Annotated in this window: 16 protein-coding genes; 4 read left to right on the forward strand and 12 right to left on the reverse strand. The window is 63.1% G+C overall.

Annotated elements, in window-relative coordinates; genetic code table 11:
- Window positions 1-99 precede the first annotated feature (99 nt).
- From BIO17B3_RS01310 to murB, 10 genes are all read right to left on the reverse strand, one after another.
- A complete protein-coding gene (locus tag BIO17B3_RS01310) occupies window positions 100-1,743 on the reverse strand; it encodes an acyl-CoA synthetase (protein WP_156052694.1) in 1,644 nt (547 codons plus the stop codon).
- A gap of 72 nt (window positions 1,744-1,815) precedes the next feature.
- A complete protein-coding gene (locus BIO17B3_RS01315) occupies window positions 1,816-3,102 on the reverse strand; it encodes a mechanosensitive ion channel family protein (protein WP_232054147.1) in 1,287 nt (428 codons plus the stop codon).
- Between the two features lie 66 nt (window positions 3,103-3,168).
- Window positions 3,169-3,864, reverse strand: a complete 696-nt coding sequence (locus BIO17B3_RS01320; RefSeq protein ID WP_156052696.1) for a hypothetical protein — start codon at window positions 3,862-3,864, stop codon at window positions 3,169-3,171.
- The gene (gene zapE, locus BIO17B3_RS01325) at window positions 3,861-4,958 is read right to left on the reverse strand and encodes a cell division protein ZapE (RefSeq protein ID WP_156052697.1); all 1,098 of its coding nucleotides are present in this window, start codon (window positions 4,956-4,958) and stop codon (window positions 3,861-3,863) included. Before zapE ends, BIO17B3_RS01320 begins: the two co-directional genes overlap by 4 nt.
- Window positions 4,959-4,968: 10 nt before the next feature.
- On the reverse strand, window positions 4,969-6,402 hold the full coding sequence (lpdA, locus tag BIO17B3_RS01330; RefSeq protein ID WP_156052698.1) for a dihydrolipoyl dehydrogenase: 1,434 nt from the start codon (window positions 6,400-6,402) through the stop codon (window positions 4,969-4,971).
- Between the two features lie 73 nt (window positions 6,403-6,475).
- On the reverse strand, window positions 6,476-7,786 hold the full coding sequence (gene odhB / locus BIO17B3_RS01335; protein WP_156052699.1) for a 2-oxoglutarate dehydrogenase complex dihydrolipoyllysine-residue succinyltransferase: 1,311 nt from the start codon (window positions 7,784-7,786) through the stop codon (window positions 6,476-6,478).
- Window positions 7,787-7,917: 131 nt separating this feature from the next.
- Window positions 7,918-10,770: a 2-oxoglutarate dehydrogenase E1 component gene (locus BIO17B3_RS01340; RefSeq protein ID WP_156052700.1), complete on the reverse strand. Its 2,853-nt coding sequence runs from the start codon at window positions 10,768-10,770 to the stop codon at window positions 7,918-7,920.
- Between the two features lie 278 nt (window positions 10,771-11,048).
- On the reverse strand, window positions 11,049-11,582 hold the full coding sequence (def, locus tag BIO17B3_RS01345; protein ID WP_156052701.1) for a peptide deformylase: 534 nt from the start codon (window positions 11,580-11,582) through the stop codon (window positions 11,049-11,051).
- A gap of 22 nt (window positions 11,583-11,604) precedes the next feature.
- On the reverse strand, window positions 11,605-11,943 hold the full coding sequence (locus BIO17B3_RS01350; RefSeq protein ID WP_156052702.1) for a DUF4282 domain-containing protein: 339 nt from the start codon (window positions 11,941-11,943) through the stop codon (window positions 11,605-11,607).
- Window positions 11,943-12,968 (reverse strand): UDP-N-acetylmuramate dehydrogenase, encoded by a 1,026-nt coding sequence (gene murB / locus BIO17B3_RS01355; protein WP_156052703.1) that lies wholly within the window; start codon window positions 12,966-12,968, stop codon window positions 11,943-11,945. Before murB ends, BIO17B3_RS01350 begins: the two co-directional genes overlap by 1 nt.
- Before the next feature lie 43 nt (window positions 12,969-13,011).
- Between murB and BIO17B3_RS01360 the strand changes: the two genes are divergently transcribed.
- Together BIO17B3_RS01360 and BIO17B3_RS01365 are read left to right on the forward strand one after the other, a co-directional pair.
- A complete protein-coding gene (locus BIO17B3_RS01360) occupies window positions 13,012-13,497 on the forward strand; it encodes a YajQ family cyclic di-GMP-binding protein (protein WP_156052704.1) in 486 nt (161 codons plus the stop codon).
- Window positions 13,498-13,503: 6 nt separating this feature from the next.
- Window positions 13,504-14,187 carry a TIGR02281 family clan AA aspartic protease gene (locus BIO17B3_RS01365; RefSeq protein WP_156052705.1) on the forward strand — a complete coding sequence of 228 codons (684 nt, stop codon included), beginning with the start codon at window positions 13,504-13,506 and terminating at the stop codon, window positions 14,185-14,187.
- Window positions 14,188-14,201: 14 nt separating this feature from the next.
- On the opposite strand, the gene plsY is transcribed toward BIO17B3_RS01365, so the two are convergent.
- Window positions 14,202-14,834 (reverse strand): glycerol-3-phosphate 1-O-acyltransferase PlsY, encoded by a 633-nt coding sequence (gene plsY / locus BIO17B3_RS01370; RefSeq protein ID WP_013105671.1) that lies wholly within the window; start codon window positions 14,832-14,834, stop codon window positions 14,202-14,204.
- Window positions 14,835-14,845: 11 nt separating this feature from the next.
- Entirely contained in the window at window positions 14,846-15,334 is a 489-nt protein-coding gene (locus BIO17B3_RS01375; protein WP_156052706.1) for an aminoacyl-tRNA deacylase, read from the reverse strand.
- A 38-nt stretch (window positions 15,335-15,372) separates the two neighbouring features.
- On the opposite strand from BIO17B3_RS01375, the gene BIO17B3_RS01380 reads away from it, so the two are divergent.
- Together BIO17B3_RS01380 and BIO17B3_RS01385 are read left to right on the forward strand one after the other, a co-directional pair.
- Window positions 15,373-16,224, forward strand: coding sequence for a 3',5'-nucleoside bisphosphate phosphatase (locus tag BIO17B3_RS01380; RefSeq protein WP_013105669.1), 852 nt, complete (start codon window positions 15,373-15,375; stop codon window positions 16,222-16,224).
- 11 nt (window positions 16,225-16,235) lie between these two features.
- Window positions 16,236-16,871 (forward strand): L-threonylcarbamoyladenylate synthase, encoded by a 636-nt coding sequence (locus tag BIO17B3_RS01385; RefSeq protein ID WP_156052707.1) that lies wholly within the window; start codon window positions 16,236-16,238, stop codon window positions 16,869-16,871.
- Window positions 16,872-16,953: the final 82 nt, after the last annotated feature.

Here is a 16,953-nt window from a genome sequence, read left to right on the forward strand (position 1 = left end):
TTTGTCAGTGTAACGACGGACGCGGCCGCAAATCAAGCCCCGCGCAAAGGGCCCATTACCTTTGGCGGAATCAGGAAGGGCCGCTTTCAAAGCGGATTCCTACAGATCAATCGCCTCGCGGGAATGCGCCTGCGCGCGCAAGGCGTATTTCTGAATCTTGCCGGTGGACGTTTTGGGCACCTCGCCAAACACCACTTTGCGCGGCGTTTTGAAGCCTGCGAGGTGAGCTTTGCAGAACGCGATGATTTCTTCTTCGGTCACCGTTCGGCCTTGCTTGAGTTCGACAAACGCGCAGGGACTCTCGCCCCATTTCGGATCGGGCATGGCCACCACGGCGGCCACCAGCACAGCGGGATGACGGTAAAGCACGTCTTCGACTTCGATGCTGGAGATGTTTTCCCCGCCCGAAATAATGACGTCCTTGCTGCGATCCTTGATCTTGATGTAGCCGTCGGGATCGACCACCGCGAGGTCGCCGCTGTGAAACCAGCCGCCATGAAAAGCCTGCTCGGTCGCCTCGGGGTTGCCCAGATAGCCCTTCATCATGATGTTGCCGCGAAACATGATTTCGCCCAGGGTTTGCCCATCGTGCGGCACTTCTTCCAGGGTGTCTGAGTTCCGCACGGTCGCGGCATTCTGCAGGTGATAGCGCACGCCCTGACGCGCATTCAAACGCGCGCGCTCGGGCAGCGGCAGTTCAGTCCAAGACTCCTGTTTGGCGCAAACCGTCGCCGGGCCATACACCTCGGTGAGGCCGTAAGTGTGAGTCAGATCGAAACCCATGGCTTCGAGCCCCTCAATCAGCGCCGCGGGTGGCGCGGCTCCGGCCACCATGGCCCGCACCGCGTGGTGAATGCCGGCTTTCATCTCGGCGGGCGCATTGACCAGCAGATTGTGGACGATCGGGGCGCCGCAGTAATGCGTTACACCCGCGCTTCGGATGCGGTCGAAAATGGCCTGCGCCTCGACCTTGCGCAGACAGACGTTGACCCCGGCCCGCGCGGCCACCGTCCACGGAAAGCACCAGCCGTTGCAATGAAACATGGGCAGAGTCCACAGATAGACCGGGTGCTTGGGCATGTCCCATTCGAGAATATTGGACACCGCATTCACATACGCGCCGCGATGGGAGTACACCACGCCCTTGGGTTTGCCGGTCGTGCCGGAGGTGTAATTCAAGGAGATCGAATCCCACTCGTCGGCCACATCGGGCAACGCCTCGCTCGCCAGACCTTCTGCGAGCAGCGCCTCATAATTCAGCGCGCCGATGCCTTGGCCGCCGGGCACGAACTCCGGATCGGGCACGTCGATCACCAGCGGCGGCGCCAGACCCTGCTCCACCGCGAGCGCCACGGCCCGCTGCATCACGACCGCCAGTTCAGGATCGACCAGCACGGCCTTGGCGCCGCCGTGCAGCAGCATGTACGCCAGCGCTTCGGCGTCGAGCCGCGTGTTGAGGGTGTTGAGCACCAGCCCGGCCATGGGCACGCCGAAATGCGCTTCCACCATGGTCGGCACATTAGGCAGCATGACCGCCACCACATCCCCGCGTTGCAGACCCCGTCGCACCAGGGCCGATGCCAGCCGTCGACAGCGCTCGCGCGTCTGCGCCCAGTTGCGCTGCAGGCTGCCGTGAAGGACGGCCAAGCGCTGCGGATAAAGGTCGGCGGCATGATCCAGAAAGATCAGCGGCGTGAGCGGCGCGTGGTTGGCGCGATTGGGGGTGAGGTCAGCGTCTTGCATATCGGTCTCCTTGTCTCGACAACATGCTGCAGCAGACGCCTTTCGCAGACCTTGCGTGGGAGCCTGCGCTCGCTATTGGCGCTCTGCAGCCTGCGCGGCTGGCTCCTTGCCTGGCGCCCACTGCAAAACCCGCTGCGGAAACGGAATCTCGATCCCGTTTTGTTTGAGCGCATGCCAGATGGCGAGATTGACCTGGCCGCGCACGCCCAGTGTGCCGTGTTCCGGGTCGGCAATCCAGTAACCCACGGTGATGTTGATGGCGCTTTCGCCAAACGCATCGAGCACCGCGCTCGGGCCGGGGCTTTGCAAGACGCGAGGCACGGACTGCGCCGCCTCTTTGATCAGCACCAGCGCCTTTTCAACGTCGGTGTCGTACGACACGCCGACCGTGGTCGAGAGCCAGACGTTGGGGTCGTTATACGAGAGGTTTTCGATGCGGTTGGCGATCAGCATTTCGTTGGGCACGATGGAGTCCGTACCCCCGGCGCTGCGCACCAGGGTGTAACGGGTCTTGATGTCGATGATCTGACCCTGAAAAGTCTCCACCCGCACGTTGTCGCCCACACGCAGACTGCGCTCGAGCAGAATGACAAAGCCCGAGACGTAGTTGGCTGCGATTTTCTGCAAACCCAGACCGAGGCCGACGCCCAAAGCGCCGCCGAACACGCTGAGCACGGTGAGATCGATGCCCACCATCTGCAAGGCGGTGAGGATGGCCACCAACAGCACGACCGACCGCAGCAGCCGGGTGAACACCAGACGCAGGCTGGCGTCCAGCGGCGAGCGCATCAGCCGCGCTTCCAGCAGCGACGAGACCCACAGCGCCAGCAGTAGCGTGACGGCGATGGACGCCGCGCCCTTGAGCAAGGTCCAGCCGGAAAGTCTCTGACTGCCCAGGGAGATCGACAGCGCATCGAGCGCTTCGTGAATTTCAGGCAGCACACCTGCCAGATGCAGGGCCAGCGTCACCCACAGGCCGATACTGACCACCCGCACCAGATAGTGCACGCCGCCATCCTTGGAAAACCGTTGCCTTGCGACGGAGCCGGCCAGACGTACCAGCAGCAGCACCACCAGCACCGGCAGCGCCAGTTTGAGCAGCGGCAGTTTGAGCAGCAGATGCGAGCCATGCCGCACCAGAACCAGCGCCAGCAAGGCCACCGCAGGAAATCCCAGGCCGTAGCGCCAGGTCGCGCGAAACGCCGTCTTCCAGTTGGGCAGCTTGCGCACCTGCTTTTCAAGCGCCGTACCCAGCAGCACACCCAGCGCCACAACGCCCAGCAGAATGCCGATCTGCAGCCGCAGTTGCTCTGGGGATTGATGGGTAAACGCCGCGATAAGAGGAGATTCAATCAACATGCGCAAAAGCCCGAATGGCCCGAACGAACAGGCGGGCATGGTAGCCCGCCGCACCCGCGTGCTCTTCTATGGTGCGCTGGGGGGCGGCACCGGCAACGGCGCTGCCGACGGCTTGGCGGCATTCTGTCGCGCCTGCTCGGCCTGCTTCTCGGCGTAGGCCTTTTGCTTGGCGGCGAAGTCGGCCTCCGCCTGCTTGATCTCTGCAGCGCGCTGCGCCGGGCTCATCTGGCTTTGCGGCGCAGGGGCCGGAAACAGGCGCCCCGCAGGCGTGGGCACGGGCGCAGCGGCGGTGGCAGGCGTCTTCGGCGGCGCTGCAGCGGCTTGTTCGGCGCGTTGGGCGGCCTGCTGCTGTCGCTGTGCAAGGTCGGCTTCGCGCGCCGCGCTCTGCTGCTCGGCTTGTGCGCGGTCGGGCTGTCCGCGCTGTGAGGTGGCCCTATTCGCCTGCACCCGGCGGAGTTCGTCTTCGGCAGCGCGCAGGCGGCCGCGCAGAGCGATGGCCTGCAGATCGGTGTCGATGGGGGCCAGTGCGGCGCGCTCCTTCTCGCGTGCCGCGTCGAGGCAGTCGTTGACAAAAAAGCGCTGCAGACAGGCGCCGCGCTGCGCCGCGTACTCCGCCTGCACCTGCGCGCGCTGCTGCTGCAAGACCACTTGTTGCGCAGCGTCTTGAGCCGAGGTGGGCTGCGCCGCCGCCAGAGCTGCGCTCGAACCCAGGCAAGCCATCAGCACCCACCCGACTGGGAAAACCTTTTGGAAGACGTTCATACCAGCGTGGCCTCGCCCTGGCGCCGCCCCTCGCGCAAATATTCGGCGCTCTGCATTTCGTTCAGGCGGGAAACGGTGCGGGTGAATTCATAGTCGAGCGGCCCGCGCACATAAAGCTGCTCGGGCGGCACGGCGGCAGACAGAATCAGTTTGATGCGGCGGTCGTACAGCACGTCCACCAGCAGGGTGAAGCGGCGCGCGGCGCTGGCCATATCTTCGGTCATCAGCGGCACGTCGGACAGCAGCACGGTGTGAAAGCGGCTGGCGAGTTCGAGGTAGTCGTTTTGCGAACGCGCGGTTTCGCATAGCTCGTGAAAGCTGAACCACACCACGCCGCCTGCGCGTTGCATCGCCTGCACTTCGCGGCCTTCGATGGTCAGCACCGGGTCTTCTTCAGTGCTCGAAGCCATGCGCTCGAAGGCCTGTTCCATGCGGGCTTGCGCCTCGTCTCCCAGCGGGGTGATGTAGAGGTTGAGTTCGCGCAGGGCTTTGTGGCGATAGTCCACGCCGGCATCGATTTTGACCACGTCCATTTTCTGTTTGATGAGTTCGATGGCGGGCAGAATGCGGTCGCGGTGCAGACCGTCAGGGTAAAGATCGTCAGGATGAAAGTTGGAGGTGGCAACCATTTGCACGCCGTGATCGAACAACCCGTCGAGCAGGCGGTGCAGGATCATGGCGTCGGTCACATCGCTGATGTGAAACTCGTCGAAGCAGATCAGCCTGAAGCGCCGCGCAATGCGTTTGGAAAGCTCGGTCAGCGGATCGACAGTGCCCTGCAAGGCGGCCATTTCGCGCTGCACCTCGTGCATGAACTCATGGAAGTGCAGCCGCGTTTTGCGCAGCAGCGGCACGGTGACAAAAAACGCATCCATCAGCATCGACTTGCCCCGCCCCACGCCGCCGTAGAGGTAAACCCCGCGCGGCAGTTCGGGATGCACCAGGGCTCGGCGAATGGCGCTCGACCGGCGCGACTTGTACTCGACCCATTCGTCGTAACACTGCTGCAGACGGGCCACGCCCGCGAGCTGCTCAGCGTCTGCGGTAAAGCCCCTCTCGCTCAGGGATTGCTCAAAATACTCGGTGACGTTCATGCGCCGCCGATCAGAAGTTCAGCGTGCGGCCGGCAACGCCCAGCGCCGCTTCCTTCAGGCTCTCCGACAGCGTGGGGTGCGCGTGGCAGATTCGGGCGATGTCTTCACTGGCGGCCTTGAATTCCATCGCCACGGCAGCCTCGGCGATCAGCTCCGAGGCCATCGGGCCGATGATGTGCACGCCGAGAATTTCATCGGTCTGCACATCGGCCAGCATTTTGACGAATCCGGTGGTGTCACCCAGGGCACGGGCACGGCCATTGGCCATGAAGGGAAAACTTCCCGCCTTGTAAGCGCGGCCTGCGGCCTTGAGCTGCTGCTCGGTTTGTCCGACCCAGGCGATTTCGGGCGCGGTGTAAATCACCCAGGGCACGGTGTTGAAATCGACGTGCGGTTTCTGCCCGGCGATGCGCTCGGCCACGGCTACGCCCTCTTCCTCGGCCTTGTGCGCCAGCATGGGGCCACGCACCACATCACCCACCGCCCAGATGCCCGGCAGGTTGGTGCGGCAGTCGGCATCCACCTGAATGAAGCCGCGCTCGTCGAGTTGCAGGCCGATAGTTTGTGCACCGAGCGAGTCGGTATTCGGCTTGCGGCCGACGGAGACGATGAGCCGCTCGACCTTGAGCGTCTGCGCTTCGCCTTTGGCGTTGGTCCAATCGACGGTCACCCCGTTTTTCAGCACCTTGGTCGCCGTGATCTTCGCGCCCAGATGAATCGCCAGCCCCTGTTTGGTGAACTGCTTGAGCGCCTCTTTGGCGACCTGCGCATCGGCGGCGGCGAGAAAGTCGGGCATGGCTTCGAGCAGGGTGACTTGCGCACCGAGGCGGCGCCACACGCTGCCCATCTCCAGCCCGATCACCCCCGCGCCGATCACGCCCAGCGTCTTGGGCACGGCGTCGATGGCCAACGCGCCGTCGTTGGACAGCACGCGCTGCTCATCGAAGTCCAGACCGGGCAGGCTGCGCGGCACCGAGCCGGTCGCCACGATGATCTGCTTGGCCGACAGCACCTGCTCGGCGTCCTTGCCCGTCACGGCGACCTGCCATCCGGTGTCGGCGTTGCCGCCTTTGAGCGCGGCTGTGCCGTGGAAAAACGTGACCTTGTTCTTCTTGAACAGATAGAGAATGCCCTCGTTGTTCTGCTTGACCACTTGGGCCTTGCGCTGCTGCATGACGGGTACATCGATGGACAGGCCGCTCACGCCAATGCCATGCGCGGCGAAATCGTGCCCCGCCTGCTCGAAATGCTCGCTCGACTGCAACAGCGCCTTGGAGGGAATGCAGCCGACATTGGTGCAGGTGCCGCCAGGCGCCGGGCCGCCCTGGGCATTGCGCCAGGCGTCGATGCAGGCCACGTTCAGGCCCAGTTGAGCGGCGCGGATGGCAGCGATATAGCCGCCAGGGCCAGCGCCGATGACGATGAGATCAAATTCCGAAGACATGATGGTTTCCTGGTTGCGCGCACGCGGCGCGTCGACGCGAAAAAGCGGATGAAGCCTTGGCTTGGCGCCCGGCTCAAAGATCGAGCAGCAGACGCGCCGGGTCTTCGAGCGCCTCTTTCATCGCCACCAGGCCGAGCACCGCTTCGCGGCCGTCGATCAGGCGATGGTCGTAGCTCATTGCCAGGTAGTTCATCGGGCGAATCACGATCTGACCATCTTCGACCACGGGCCGGTCTTTGGTGGCGTGGATGCCCAGAATGGCCGACTGCGGCGGGTTGATGATGGGCGTGGACAGCATCGAGCCGAACACCCCGCCGTTGCTGATGGAGAAGGTGCCGCCGGTGAGCTCCTCGATGGTCAGCTTGCCATCGCGCGCCTTGGCGCCAAAATCGGCGATGGCTTTTTCGATGTCGGCAAAACTCATCTGATCGGCATTGCGCAGAATGGGCACCACCAGCCCGCGCGGACTGCCCACGGCGATGCCGATGTCGAAGTAGCCGTGATAGACGATGTCATTGCCGTCGATCGAGGCGTTGAGCAGCGGGAACTTGCGCAGCGCATGCACCGCGGCGCGCACAAAAAAGCTCATGAAACCCAGCTTCACGCCGTGCTGCTTCTCGAACTTGTCTTTGTACAGATTGCGCATGTCGATCACCGGCTTCATGTTCACTTCGTTGAAGGTGGTGAGGATGGCGTTGGTGGCCTGCGACTGCAGCAGCCGTTCGGCGATGCGCGCGCGCAGGCGGCTCATCGGCACGCGCTGTTCGGGCCGGTCGGTGTAGGCGGCGAGATCGAGATCGGCCTCCACCGGCTGCAACGCGGGGATGGTGAGCGAGGGCATTGCGGCCGCAGCGGTCGCCGGTTTCGGCGCGGGCGTTGCGGCTGGAACGGTCGGCGGTTTGGGCGCAGCCGCAGCCTGCAAGGCATCACCCTTGGTAATGCGGCCGCCGCGCCCGGTGCCCGCCACGTCTGATGGATTCACGCCCTGCTCGGCCATGATCTTCGCCGCAGCCGGCATAGCCACCGCCGCGCCTGCGGAGGGCGCCGCAGGCGCAACTGCAGACGCAACCGCAGCCGGCGCCGAAGCAGCCGGTTCAGCCGCCTTGACCGGCGCCACGGGCAACGGGCTGGTCTGCGGCTTGGCTTCAGTGTCGATCTTGGCGATGACTTCGTCGCTGGTCACCGATTCGCCGTCGTTCTTGACGATCCGCGCCATCACCCCGGCTTCGGGAGCGGGCACTTCGAGCACCACTTTGTCGGTCTCGATTTCAATCAGGATTTCATCCTGCGCCACGGGTTCGCCGGGCTTTTTCTTCCAGGTCAGCAGAGTGGCTTCAGCCACGGATTCGGAGAGTTGGGGAACTTTGATGTCGATCAGCGCCATGATGGAGTCCGGTATTTTTAAGGTGGCCGCGAGAGAGGAAGGAAACTGCGGGAACTGCGCGGCCAGTGAACGGTGTCAGAAGATTTTTTGTGGGTTTCGGGGCGGCCGGTACGCGCGCCGCCCGTCATCAATCAGCGCGTCAGCACATAGCCTTTGAGCTTGCCGAAGGCCGCGCTCAGAAGCTCTTTTTGCTGCTCGGCATGTTTGGCGTAATAGCCCACCGCGGTCGATGCGGAGGCAGGCCGCCCGGCGTAACCGAGCTTCTGCCCTTCGAGCATGTTTTCGTGGATGTGATGCTGTACGAAGAACCATGCGCCCTGATTCTGCGGCTCGTCCTGGCACCACACGATGTCGCGCGCATTGGGGTAGCGTTTGACTTCAGCCGCAAAGGCCTTGTGCGGGAAGGGATAGAGCTGCTCAAGACGAATGATGGCCACATCGTCGATCTTGCGCTCGGCGCGCGCCGCCAGCAGGTCGTAATACACCCGCCCGGAGCAGGCCACGATGCGCTTGACTTTATCGGCCTGCAGTTCTTCCACCTCAGGCAAGACCACCTCGAAACGGCTGTTCGCCAGATCGGATAGCGGCGACTTGGCATGCGGGTGCCGCAGCAGCGACTTGGGCGTCATGATGATCAGCGGCTTGCGGAAAGGCCGCAGCATCTGCCGCCGCAGTAGATGAAAAATCTGCGACGGGTTGGTCGGCTGGCAGACCTGCATATTGGTTTCGGCGCAAAGCTGCAGATAGCGCTCCAGACGCGCCGATGAGTGCTCCGGCCCCTGCCCTTCGTAGCCGTGCGGCAGCAACAGCGTCAGGCCGCAGGCGCGGCCCCACTTCACTTCGCCAGCCGAGATGAACTGGTCGATCAGCACTTGCGCGCCATTGGCGAAATCGCCGAACTGAGCCTCCCAGATCACCAGGGTGCGGGGGTCGGCGGTGGAGTAGCCGTACTCGAAGCCGAGCACAGCCTCTTCCGACAGAATGGAGTCGATCACGGTGAACGGCGCCTGTCCTTCGGCGACGTTCTGCAGCGGGATGTAGGTGCCGACGTCCCACTTTTCGCGGCTTTGGTCGTGCAGCACCGAGTGGCGATGGCTGAAAGTGCCGCGACCGCTGTCTTCGCCCGACAGTCGCACAGGAAACCCGTTGGCCACCAGCGAGGCGAAGGCCATGTGCTCGCCCATGCCCCAGTCCAGCGGCATTTCGCCGCGGCCCATCTTGGCGCGATCGGCAATCACCTTTTCCACCAGCGGATGCAGCTTGAAATTCTCCGGCACGGTGGTAATGCGCTCGGCCAGCCGCTTGAGCTCGGTCATCGGCAGGGCCGTGTCGGCGCTGTCGGTCCAGCGGCGGTTGAGGTAGGGCGACCAGTCGACCGCGTACTTGCTCTTGTAGTTGGTGAGCACCGGCTCCAGGCTGATGCCCGACTCCATTTCGGCGCGGAATTCGTGCACCAACTGATCGGCATCGGCCGCGGCAATCACCCCTTGGCTCACCAAACGGTCTGCATAGACCTTACGCGCGCCCGGATGCGCCGCGATTTTCTTGTACATCAGCGGCTGGGTGACGGCGGGGGTGTCCTGCTCGTTGTGGCCCAGTTTGCGGAAACAAACAATGTCCACCACCACGTCGTGATGGAACTGCTTGCGATAGTCGAGCGCCAGACTGGTCGCAAAGGCCACGCTCTCAGGATCGTCGCCATTCACATGCAGGATGGGCGCCTCGATCATTTTCGCCACGTCGGTGCAATACAGCGTGGAACGCGCATCGCGCGGATCGGAGGTAGTGAAGCCGATCTGATTGTTGATGACAATGTGCACCGTGCCGCCCGTGGTGTAGCCGCGAGTCTGCGCCAGCGCCAGGGTTTCCATCACCACGCCCTGCCCGGCAAACGAGGCGTCGCCATGCACCAGCACCGGCAACACCGTTTCACCGAGCGCGTCGCCGCGCCGATCCAGCCGCGCCCGGGTGGAGCCTTCGATCACCGGATTGACGATTTCCAGATGCGACGGGTTGAACGCCAGGCTCAGATGCACCGGGCCGCCGGGCGTGGACACATCGCTGGAAAAGCCCTGGTGATACTTCACGTCACCGGACGGCAGGTCATCTGCATGTTTGCCCTCGAACTCGTCGAACAAGTCCTGCGGCCGTTTGCCCAGGGTGTTGACCAGCACGTTGAGGCGGCCGCGGTGCGCCATGCCGATGACCACTTCCTGAATGCCCAGCGCGCCCGCGCGCTGAACCAGGGTATCCATGGCGACGATAAAACTCTCGCCGCCTTCGAGCGAAAAGCGCTTCTGGCCGACATATTTGGTCGCCAGATAGCGCTCCAGACCTTCGGCAGCGGTCAGTCGTTCGAGCAGATGTTTTTTCGCCTCGGCATCGACATCCGGGCGCGTGCGGGTGGATTCCAGCCGCTGTTGCCACCAGCGTTTCTGGTCCTGATCGCTGAGGTACATGAACTCGGCGCCCAGTGAGCCGCAGTAGGTTTCGTGCAGGTTGTTGAGCAGTTCGCGCAGTGACAGATTTTCGCGATCGAAAAAGGTGTTGCTGACGTTGAACACAGTTTCCAGATCGGCATCGGTAAAGCCATAGAACGACGGCTCCAGATCCGGAATATTCGGTCGCTCTGTGCGTTTGAGCGGGTCGAGATCGGCCCAACGCACTCCCACATTGCGGTAGGCGGCGATCAGTTGCTGCGCGGCAACCCGTTTACGCGCCAGTTCACCATCGGCCACTGCCTGCAAGGTGCGGATCGGGCCGGATTTGGCGCGCTCGGCAAAGGCCGACACCACCGGGGCATGCGGGACGTCGCGCGCATTGCTGCCGTCGAGCGCGGGCACATGTTGCAGCGCATCGAAGTATTCGCGCCAATGGTCGGGAACCGAACCGGGATTAGAGAGATAGCTCTCGTACATCTCTTCGACATACGGGGCATTGCCGCCGAAGAGATAGGAATTGGCTTTGAATTTCTGCATCAACATATGCGCTCACAGTCTGCCGGGCACCCCGGCGCTCAGTGGGAAAACATCCTTCCGCGGCTCGGGCTGCCCGATTGGCGGATTGCGGCTTTAGAAGGGCCTGGACTCAAACGAGTCTGGCAACACTCTAGCACGCAGTTTTGATGCAACGCAAAGCAGGGATGTAAGTGAGCGTTTCTGCAGAGCGTCGCTGCTTGGCGTGGCTGGCGGCATCCCGGGTGAATTTCCCCGGAATCGCTCGGGCTTGCAAATCCATTCAGTTGGGTCTTTGGAAACCGCCCTCAGTCGTCAGCGATATCCTGCCCGGGAAACAACTCGTCGGTAAAGCCGAACCGGCTGAAATCGCGGATGCGCATGGGGTAGAGCTTGCCGATCAGATGATCGCACTCATGCTGCACGACGCGAGCATGGAAGCCTTCGGCCTCGCGGTCGATGGGGTTGCCATAGGCATCCATGCCGCGGTAGCGAATCCGGCGAAAGCGCGGCACCCAGCCGCGCAGGCCGGGCACCGATAAACAGCCTTCCCAGCCCTCTTCCTCGGCATCGTCGAGCACTGAAATTTCCGGGTTGATGAGGACGGTCTGCGGCACAGCAGGCGCCTCCGGGTAACGGGCGCTTTGGCTGAAACCGAAGATCACCACCGCCAGGTCAACCCCGATCTGCGGCGCGGCAAGGCCAACACCACCGGCCGCCTGCATGGTCTCGAACAGATCGGCGATCAGGGTGTGAAGTTCGGGCGTATCCGCCTTGACCACCGGTTTGGCGACGCGCAACAGCCGGGGGTCGCCCATGCGCAAAATGGTGTGTAGCGTCATCGGCTAGCTCTCCAGTTGGCAGTCAGCGCAGGCCCGCGCGTTGTGACAGCAATTGCAGGGCCTCGTGCATCTGCAGATAGGCGATGATGAATTCAAACATCATGCGCCACATGAGTTCCATGCAGAAAAAACACAGTAGAAACAACAAAACGGAGATCAGACGCCAACTCTTGGGAACGACCCGGCGAACCGCAGACGCTGACACGCCGCGCATCGACCGCCAAAGCGCGAAACGATCGAGCCACAGCCAGAACGCCCATGCCAGCATCGGCATGCCGATGGCGCCCAGCGCGTAAACCACGCGCAGCACATCCAGGCTGACAAAGGTGCGGAAGGCGAAAAAATCGACGATCGTCTGCATCACAGAATGACCGGCTCGGGCTCGAGGCGAAGGCCGAATTTCTGCTCGACGCTGTCTTGCACCGCGCGCGCCAGTTCCAGCACGTTGGCGCCGGTAGCCCCGCCGCGATTGACCAGAACGAGGGGCTGCTGCTCATGCACCCCCGCGTTGCCCAGCGTTTTTCCTTTCCAGCCGCAGGCGGCGATCATCCACGCTGCGGCGAGTTTGTAGGTGCCGTCGTCCAGCGGGTAGCTGACGATGTCGGGATGTTCTTCCAGGATTTCATTGCGGATGGTGCGGTTGACCACCGGATTTTTGAAAAAGCTTCCGGCGTTGCCCAACTGGGCCGGATCGGGCAATTTGCTGGTTCGAATCGCGCACACGGCCTTGAACACGTCGTGGGGCGATGGGTCGGAGATGCGCTCGCGCTGCAACCACCGCGCCACATCCGCATACCCCGCCACAGGCGTCCAGGGCTTGGGCAGACGCAGACGAACGGCGGTGATGACCGACTTGCCCGCGAGTTCGCGTTTGAAAATGCTGTCGCGGTAACCCAGCCGACAATGTGCCGCAGGCAAGGTGGCGCTGCGGCCGGTGACCAAGTCGACCACATCGACCGACTCCAGCCGGTCGGATAGCTCCAGACCGTACGCGCCGATGTTCTGCACCGGTGCCGCCCCCGCCGTGCCGGGAATGAGGGCGAGATTCTCCAGCCCGGCAAAGCCCTGCTCCAGCGCCCAGATCACCACGTCATGCCAGGGCTCGCCTGCGCCCGCTTCGATCAGGGTGGAACGGGCGTCGTCTTCAAGCACGCGCAGGCCGCGAATTTCCGTCTTCACCACCACCGCATCGTCGATGTCGCGAGTGAACAGCACGTTGCTTCCGCCGCCCAGAATGAATTTGGGCGAACGCCCCCATTCGGGATGATCGACCACCAGACGAACATCACGCGCACTGCGCACCCGCACCAGACGCCGCGCCGTGGCTTCGATGCCAAAGGTGTTGAATGCGCGCAGGGGCACATCGGTTTCGAGTTCCAGGCTCATAGAATCCCACAGATCAAACGTCCATTATCTTCAAGGTTCACTTATGCCCTCTTTCGATGCCGTTCTCGAACCCGATCTTGTCGAAGTGCGCAACGCCTGCGATCAAGCGACGAAGGAAATCGCCACCCGCTTTGATTTCAAGGGCAGTTCCGCCCAGGTCGAGCAGAACGACAAGGCGCTCACACTGACCGCTGACAGCGACTTTCAGCTCGGGCAGGTGCGCGATGTGCTCATGGCCAAGGCCGCAAAGCGCAAAATCGATCCGCGCTTTTTCGATCTCGGGAAAATCGAAAAAATTTCCGGAGACAAGGTCAAACAGGTCATCACCGTGAAGGCCGGCATTCCGCAGGAGCTGGCGAAAAAGATCACTGCAGCGATCAAGGGCTCCAAGCTCAAACTGACCTCCGCGATTCAGGGCGACATCGTGCGCATCACTGGGGCCAAGCGCGATGACCTGCAGGCGGCCATGGCGGTGCTGCGCAAAGACATCGAGGAAGCGCCGCTGTCATTCAACAATTTTCGGGACTGAGCTGGCGTGAGCAAATCCGCCAGGCTGCTGCGCCCTTGGTCTGCTGCGCGCGCTGCCCGCTGGGTCTTAGCCTGCACGGTCTTTGCGCTGGGCGGCAACCCGGCCTTTGCTGCGGCGGCAAGCGTGGGTCTGGCCGGAAAATTTGGCGATCAGGCGCTGCTGGTGATCGACGGTGGCGCGCCGCGCACACTGCGCATCGGTCAAACGGTGCAAGGCGTGAAACTGTTGGCCCTCTCGGGCCAACAGGCCACGGTCGAAGTCAGCGGGCAGAAAATGCAACTGGGCCTGGGCGCCGCGCCGCTGAGCGTGGGGGCGACGGCCGCGCAGCGCACCGTTCTGTTTGCAAGGTCGAACGGACAGTTCGTGACAGAGTGCCGCATCAACGGCGAACTGTTGCGCATGATGGTGGACACGGGAGCCACCCGCATCACCCTCAGCCGAGAACAAGCCCAGCGGCTGGGCCTCAATCTGCAGAATGGAAGAGCCTCGGCCGTCAACACCGCCAATGGCACCATCCCTGCAACCTTGATTGATCTCGACAAAGTGCGCGTGGGCCATATCGAGCTGCACAACGTACCCGCCGTGGTGATCAACACCCCAATGCCCTATGCCCTGCTCGGCATGAGCTTTCTGCAACGGGTCAATATGCAACACGACGGCGACCGCATGACCCTGAGCCCTCGATATTGAGGGGCGCGCGGTTTTTATTTCTTCCGCCCGATGCGGCTTTCTTCGCCGCGCATCAGCTTGCCGATATTGCTTTTGTGTCGCCAGATCAGCAGCGCGCTGATGATCATCAGGGCAAGCAGCAGCGCGGGGTCGACGTTCCAGGCCAGCCCGCCGCCAAACCAGTAGTAAAACGGCGCGAATACCGCAGCCACCAACGCCGCTAAAGAGGAGTAGCGAAAAAATCCGGCCACGATCAGCCAGGTCGCCAGCGTAGCCAGCCCCAGCCAGGGCTGGACGGCCAGCAACACGCCCGCAGCAGTCGCCACGCCTTTGCCGCCCTTGAAATGGAAAAACACAGGGTAGAGATGCCCCAGAAACACGGCCACAGCCACCAGGGCCACACCCGGCGCGCTAAGCCCGAAGCCAGGACCGATCACCAGGCCCAGCCAGACCGCCAGCCAGCCTTTGAAGGCGTCGAGCAGCAAGGTCAGGATGGCGGCGAGCTTGTTGCCGCTGCGCAGCACATTGGTGGCGCCCGGGTTGCCCGAACCGTAGGTGCGCGGATCGGCCATGCCCATGACGCGGCTGACCAAGACGGCGAACGACAGCGATCCCAACAGATAGGCCAGCCCGGCGAAGATCAGGGCCACAACGTTCGATGTATTCATGCTTTGTGATTCTATTGAACGCAGTTCACCCAGCGCACCTGCAAAACCGCGTCGAGCACGTCGGGGGAGAGCCCCAGCAAATAGCCGCGCCGCCCGCCATTGATGTAAATGCGCTCCAGCGTCCGCACCGATTGCTCGCCATAAATCGGCATGGCCTTGCGCAGACCGAAGGGCGACGTTCCGCCAACCAGATACCCGCTATGCCGCTGCGCCACCTCTGGCTTGCAGGGCTCAACCTGCCGCGCACCGATTGCCCGAGCCAACTGCTTGGTCGAGACCTCCCGGTCGCCATGCATGAGCACGACCAGCGGTTGCGATGCATCGTCTTGCATCACCAGGGTTTTGATCACCGCGTGCACGGGCAGCCCCAAGGTCTGCGCGCCCCAGGCGGCTCCGCCATGATCGACGTAGTCATACACATGCTCGGTGTAGGCCACGCCTTGCGCGCGCAGCCATTGCGTGGCCGGGGTCAGGCTGATATGTCGAGAAGATTTGCCCATCCGGCGCAGTTTAGACGTCCTCCCTACAATGCGGCATCATGTCTGCTTCTTTTGCGCGTAACCCCGATCTGCACTGTCATTCCACGGTTTCAGACGGCACATTGACGCCTGCCGCCCTGGCGCAGCGGGCCCATGCGAATGGGGTTGATCTCTGGGCGCTCACCGATCACGATGAACTCGGCGGCTTGACAGAAGCGCGGCAAAGCGCCGAGTCGCTGGGTCTGCGTTTTGTAACTGGGGTGGAAATTTCGGTATCTTTTGCCGCGCAGACCGTGCACATCGTGGCGCTGAATTTCGACGATTCTCATCCGGTCTTGCAAGGCGGCCTGCAACAGATTCGCTCCGGTCGCGACCAACGCGCAAGAGATATGGCGGCCGATCTTGAAAAGCATCTGGGTCTGTCCGACGTATACGCCGGCGCGCTGCGCTATGCGGGCAATCCGGCGCTGATGTCGCGCACGCACTTTGCCCGCTTGCTGGTGGAACTCGGCGTGTGCCGCCAGACCCACGAGGTGTTCAGCCGCTATCTCACACCGGGCAAGCCTGGCTATGTCGAACACGAATGGGCCCGCCTCGACGAGGCCCTGAGCTGGGTTCGCGCCGCCGGGGGAATCACCGTGATTGCACATCCGGGGCGTTACCGCTTCACCGAAACCGAAGAGTGGGCCCTGCTGGAACGCTTCAAGTCGCTGGGCGGTCAGGGCATCGAGGTGGTGACCGGCAGCCATACCGCAGCGCAGGCCCGCAAATACGCCAAGCTCGCGCTGGAATTCGGCTTCTACGCCTCGCGCGGCTCCGATTTTCACAGCCCAGGAGAAAGCATTTGCGACCTCGGGCGTCTCGCCCCCCTGCCTGCCGACCTCGCTCCCGTCTGGGATCTGCTGCATTGAACCCCTCCACCATGGCGCAATACTTCAACCTGCACCCCGACAACCCGCAGCTTCGGCTGATCAAGCAAGCCGCCGCCGTGCTGCACAGTGGTGGCGTGGCGGCGATTCCGACCGACTCGTCTTATGCCCTGGTCTGCCATCTCGACGACAAAGCCGCCGTGCAACGCCTGCGGCAAATCCGCCAGGTGGATGAGCGGCATCACCTCACCCTGCTGTGCAGCGACCTGTCTGAGCTAGGAAACTATGCCCGCGTGGACAACCGGCAATACCGTCTCATCCGCGCCTGCACGCCCGGGCCCTACACCTTCATTCTCGAAGCCACCAAGGAAGTGCCACGCCGGGTGTCGCACCCCTCGCGCAAGACGATCGGCGTGCGGGTGCCGCAAAACGCCGTGGCCCACACCCTGCTGGTGGAAATGGCCCAACCCCTGCTCGCCACCACCTTGATTCTGCCCGGAGACGGACACGCGCTGAACGACGCCGCCGACATTCGCGACCAGCTCGAGCATCATGTCGATCTGGTGCTCGACGCCGGGCCCTGCCCCAGCGAGCCCACCACCGTGGTCGATCTGTGCGGCGCCGAGCCCGTGGTCATTCGCATCGGCCGCGGCCCGCTCGATGCGCTCGGCCTCCCGGCCCTGCAGTAAACCCCCGCAATCAAGCTCTTCATCCTTGGTGCAGGGCGGGTCAAGCCGCCCCTGGCCCGCCCTGACACAACGCCCTTCCTAC

Source organism: Thiomonas sp. OC7, assembly GCF_900634595.1.
Taxonomy (GTDB): domain Bacteria; phylum Pseudomonadota; class Gammaproteobacteria; order Burkholderiales; family Burkholderiaceae_C; genus Thiomonas; species Thiomonas arsenitoxydans.

What these genes read in the sequence shown, in the direction of transcription:
- BIO17B3_RS01310 (WP_156052694.1), bottom strand. Translation starts at nt 1,743, where the DNA reads ATGCAAGACGCTGACCTCACCCCCAATCGCGCCAACCACGCGCCGCTC.
- BIO17B3_RS01315 (WP_232054147.1), bottom strand. Translation starts at nt 3,102, where the DNA reads ATGTTGATTGAATCTCCTCTTATCGCGGCGTTTACCCATCAATCCCCA.
- BIO17B3_RS01320 (WP_156052696.1), bottom strand. Translation starts at nt 3,864, where the DNA reads ATGAACGTCTTCCAAAAGGTTTTCCCAGTCGGGTGGGTGCTGATGGCT.
- zapE (WP_156052697.1), bottom strand. Translation starts at nt 4,958, where the DNA reads ATGAACGTCACCGAGTATTTTGAGCAATCCCTGAGCGAGAGGGGCTTT.
- lpdA (WP_156052698.1), bottom strand. Translation starts at nt 6,402, where the DNA reads ATGTCTTCGGAATTTGATCTCATCGTCATCGGCGCTGGCCCTGGCGGC.
- odhB (WP_156052699.1), bottom strand. Translation starts at nt 7,786, where the DNA reads ATGGCGCTGATCGACATCAAAGTTCCCCAACTCTCCGAATCCGTGGCT.
- BIO17B3_RS01340 (WP_156052700.1), bottom strand. Translation starts at nt 10,770, where the DNA reads ATGTTGATGCAGAAATTCAAAGCCAATTCCTATCTCTTCGGCGGCAAT.
- def (WP_156052701.1), bottom strand. Translation starts at nt 11,582, where the DNA reads ATGACGCTACACACCATTTTGCGCATGGGCGACCCCCGGCTGTTGCGC.
- BIO17B3_RS01350 (WP_156052702.1), bottom strand. Translation starts at nt 11,943, where the DNA reads ATGCAGACGATCGTCGATTTTTTCGCCTTCCGCACCTTTGTCAGCCTG.
- murB (WP_156052703.1), bottom strand. Translation starts at nt 12,968, where the DNA reads ATGAGCCTGGAACTCGAAACCGATGTGCCCCTGCGCGCATTCAACACC.
- BIO17B3_RS01360 (WP_156052704.1), top strand. Translation starts at nt 13,012, where the DNA reads ATGCCCTCTTTCGATGCCGTTCTCGAACCCGATCTTGTCGAAGTGCGC.
- plsY (WP_013105671.1), bottom strand. Translation starts at nt 14,834, where the DNA reads ATGAATACATCGAACGTTGTGGCCCTGATCTTCGCCGGGCTGGCCTAT.
- BIO17B3_RS01375 (WP_156052706.1), bottom strand. Translation starts at nt 15,334, where the DNA reads ATGGGCAAATCTTCTCGACATATCAGCCTGACCCCGGCCACGCAATGG.
- BIO17B3_RS01380 (WP_013105669.1), top strand. Translation starts at nt 15,373, where the DNA reads ATGTCTGCTTCTTTTGCGCGTAACCCCGATCTGCACTGTCATTCCACG.
- BIO17B3_RS01385 (WP_156052707.1), top strand. Translation starts at nt 16,236, where the DNA reads ATGGCGCAATACTTCAACCTGCACCCCGACAACCCGCAGCTTCGGCTG.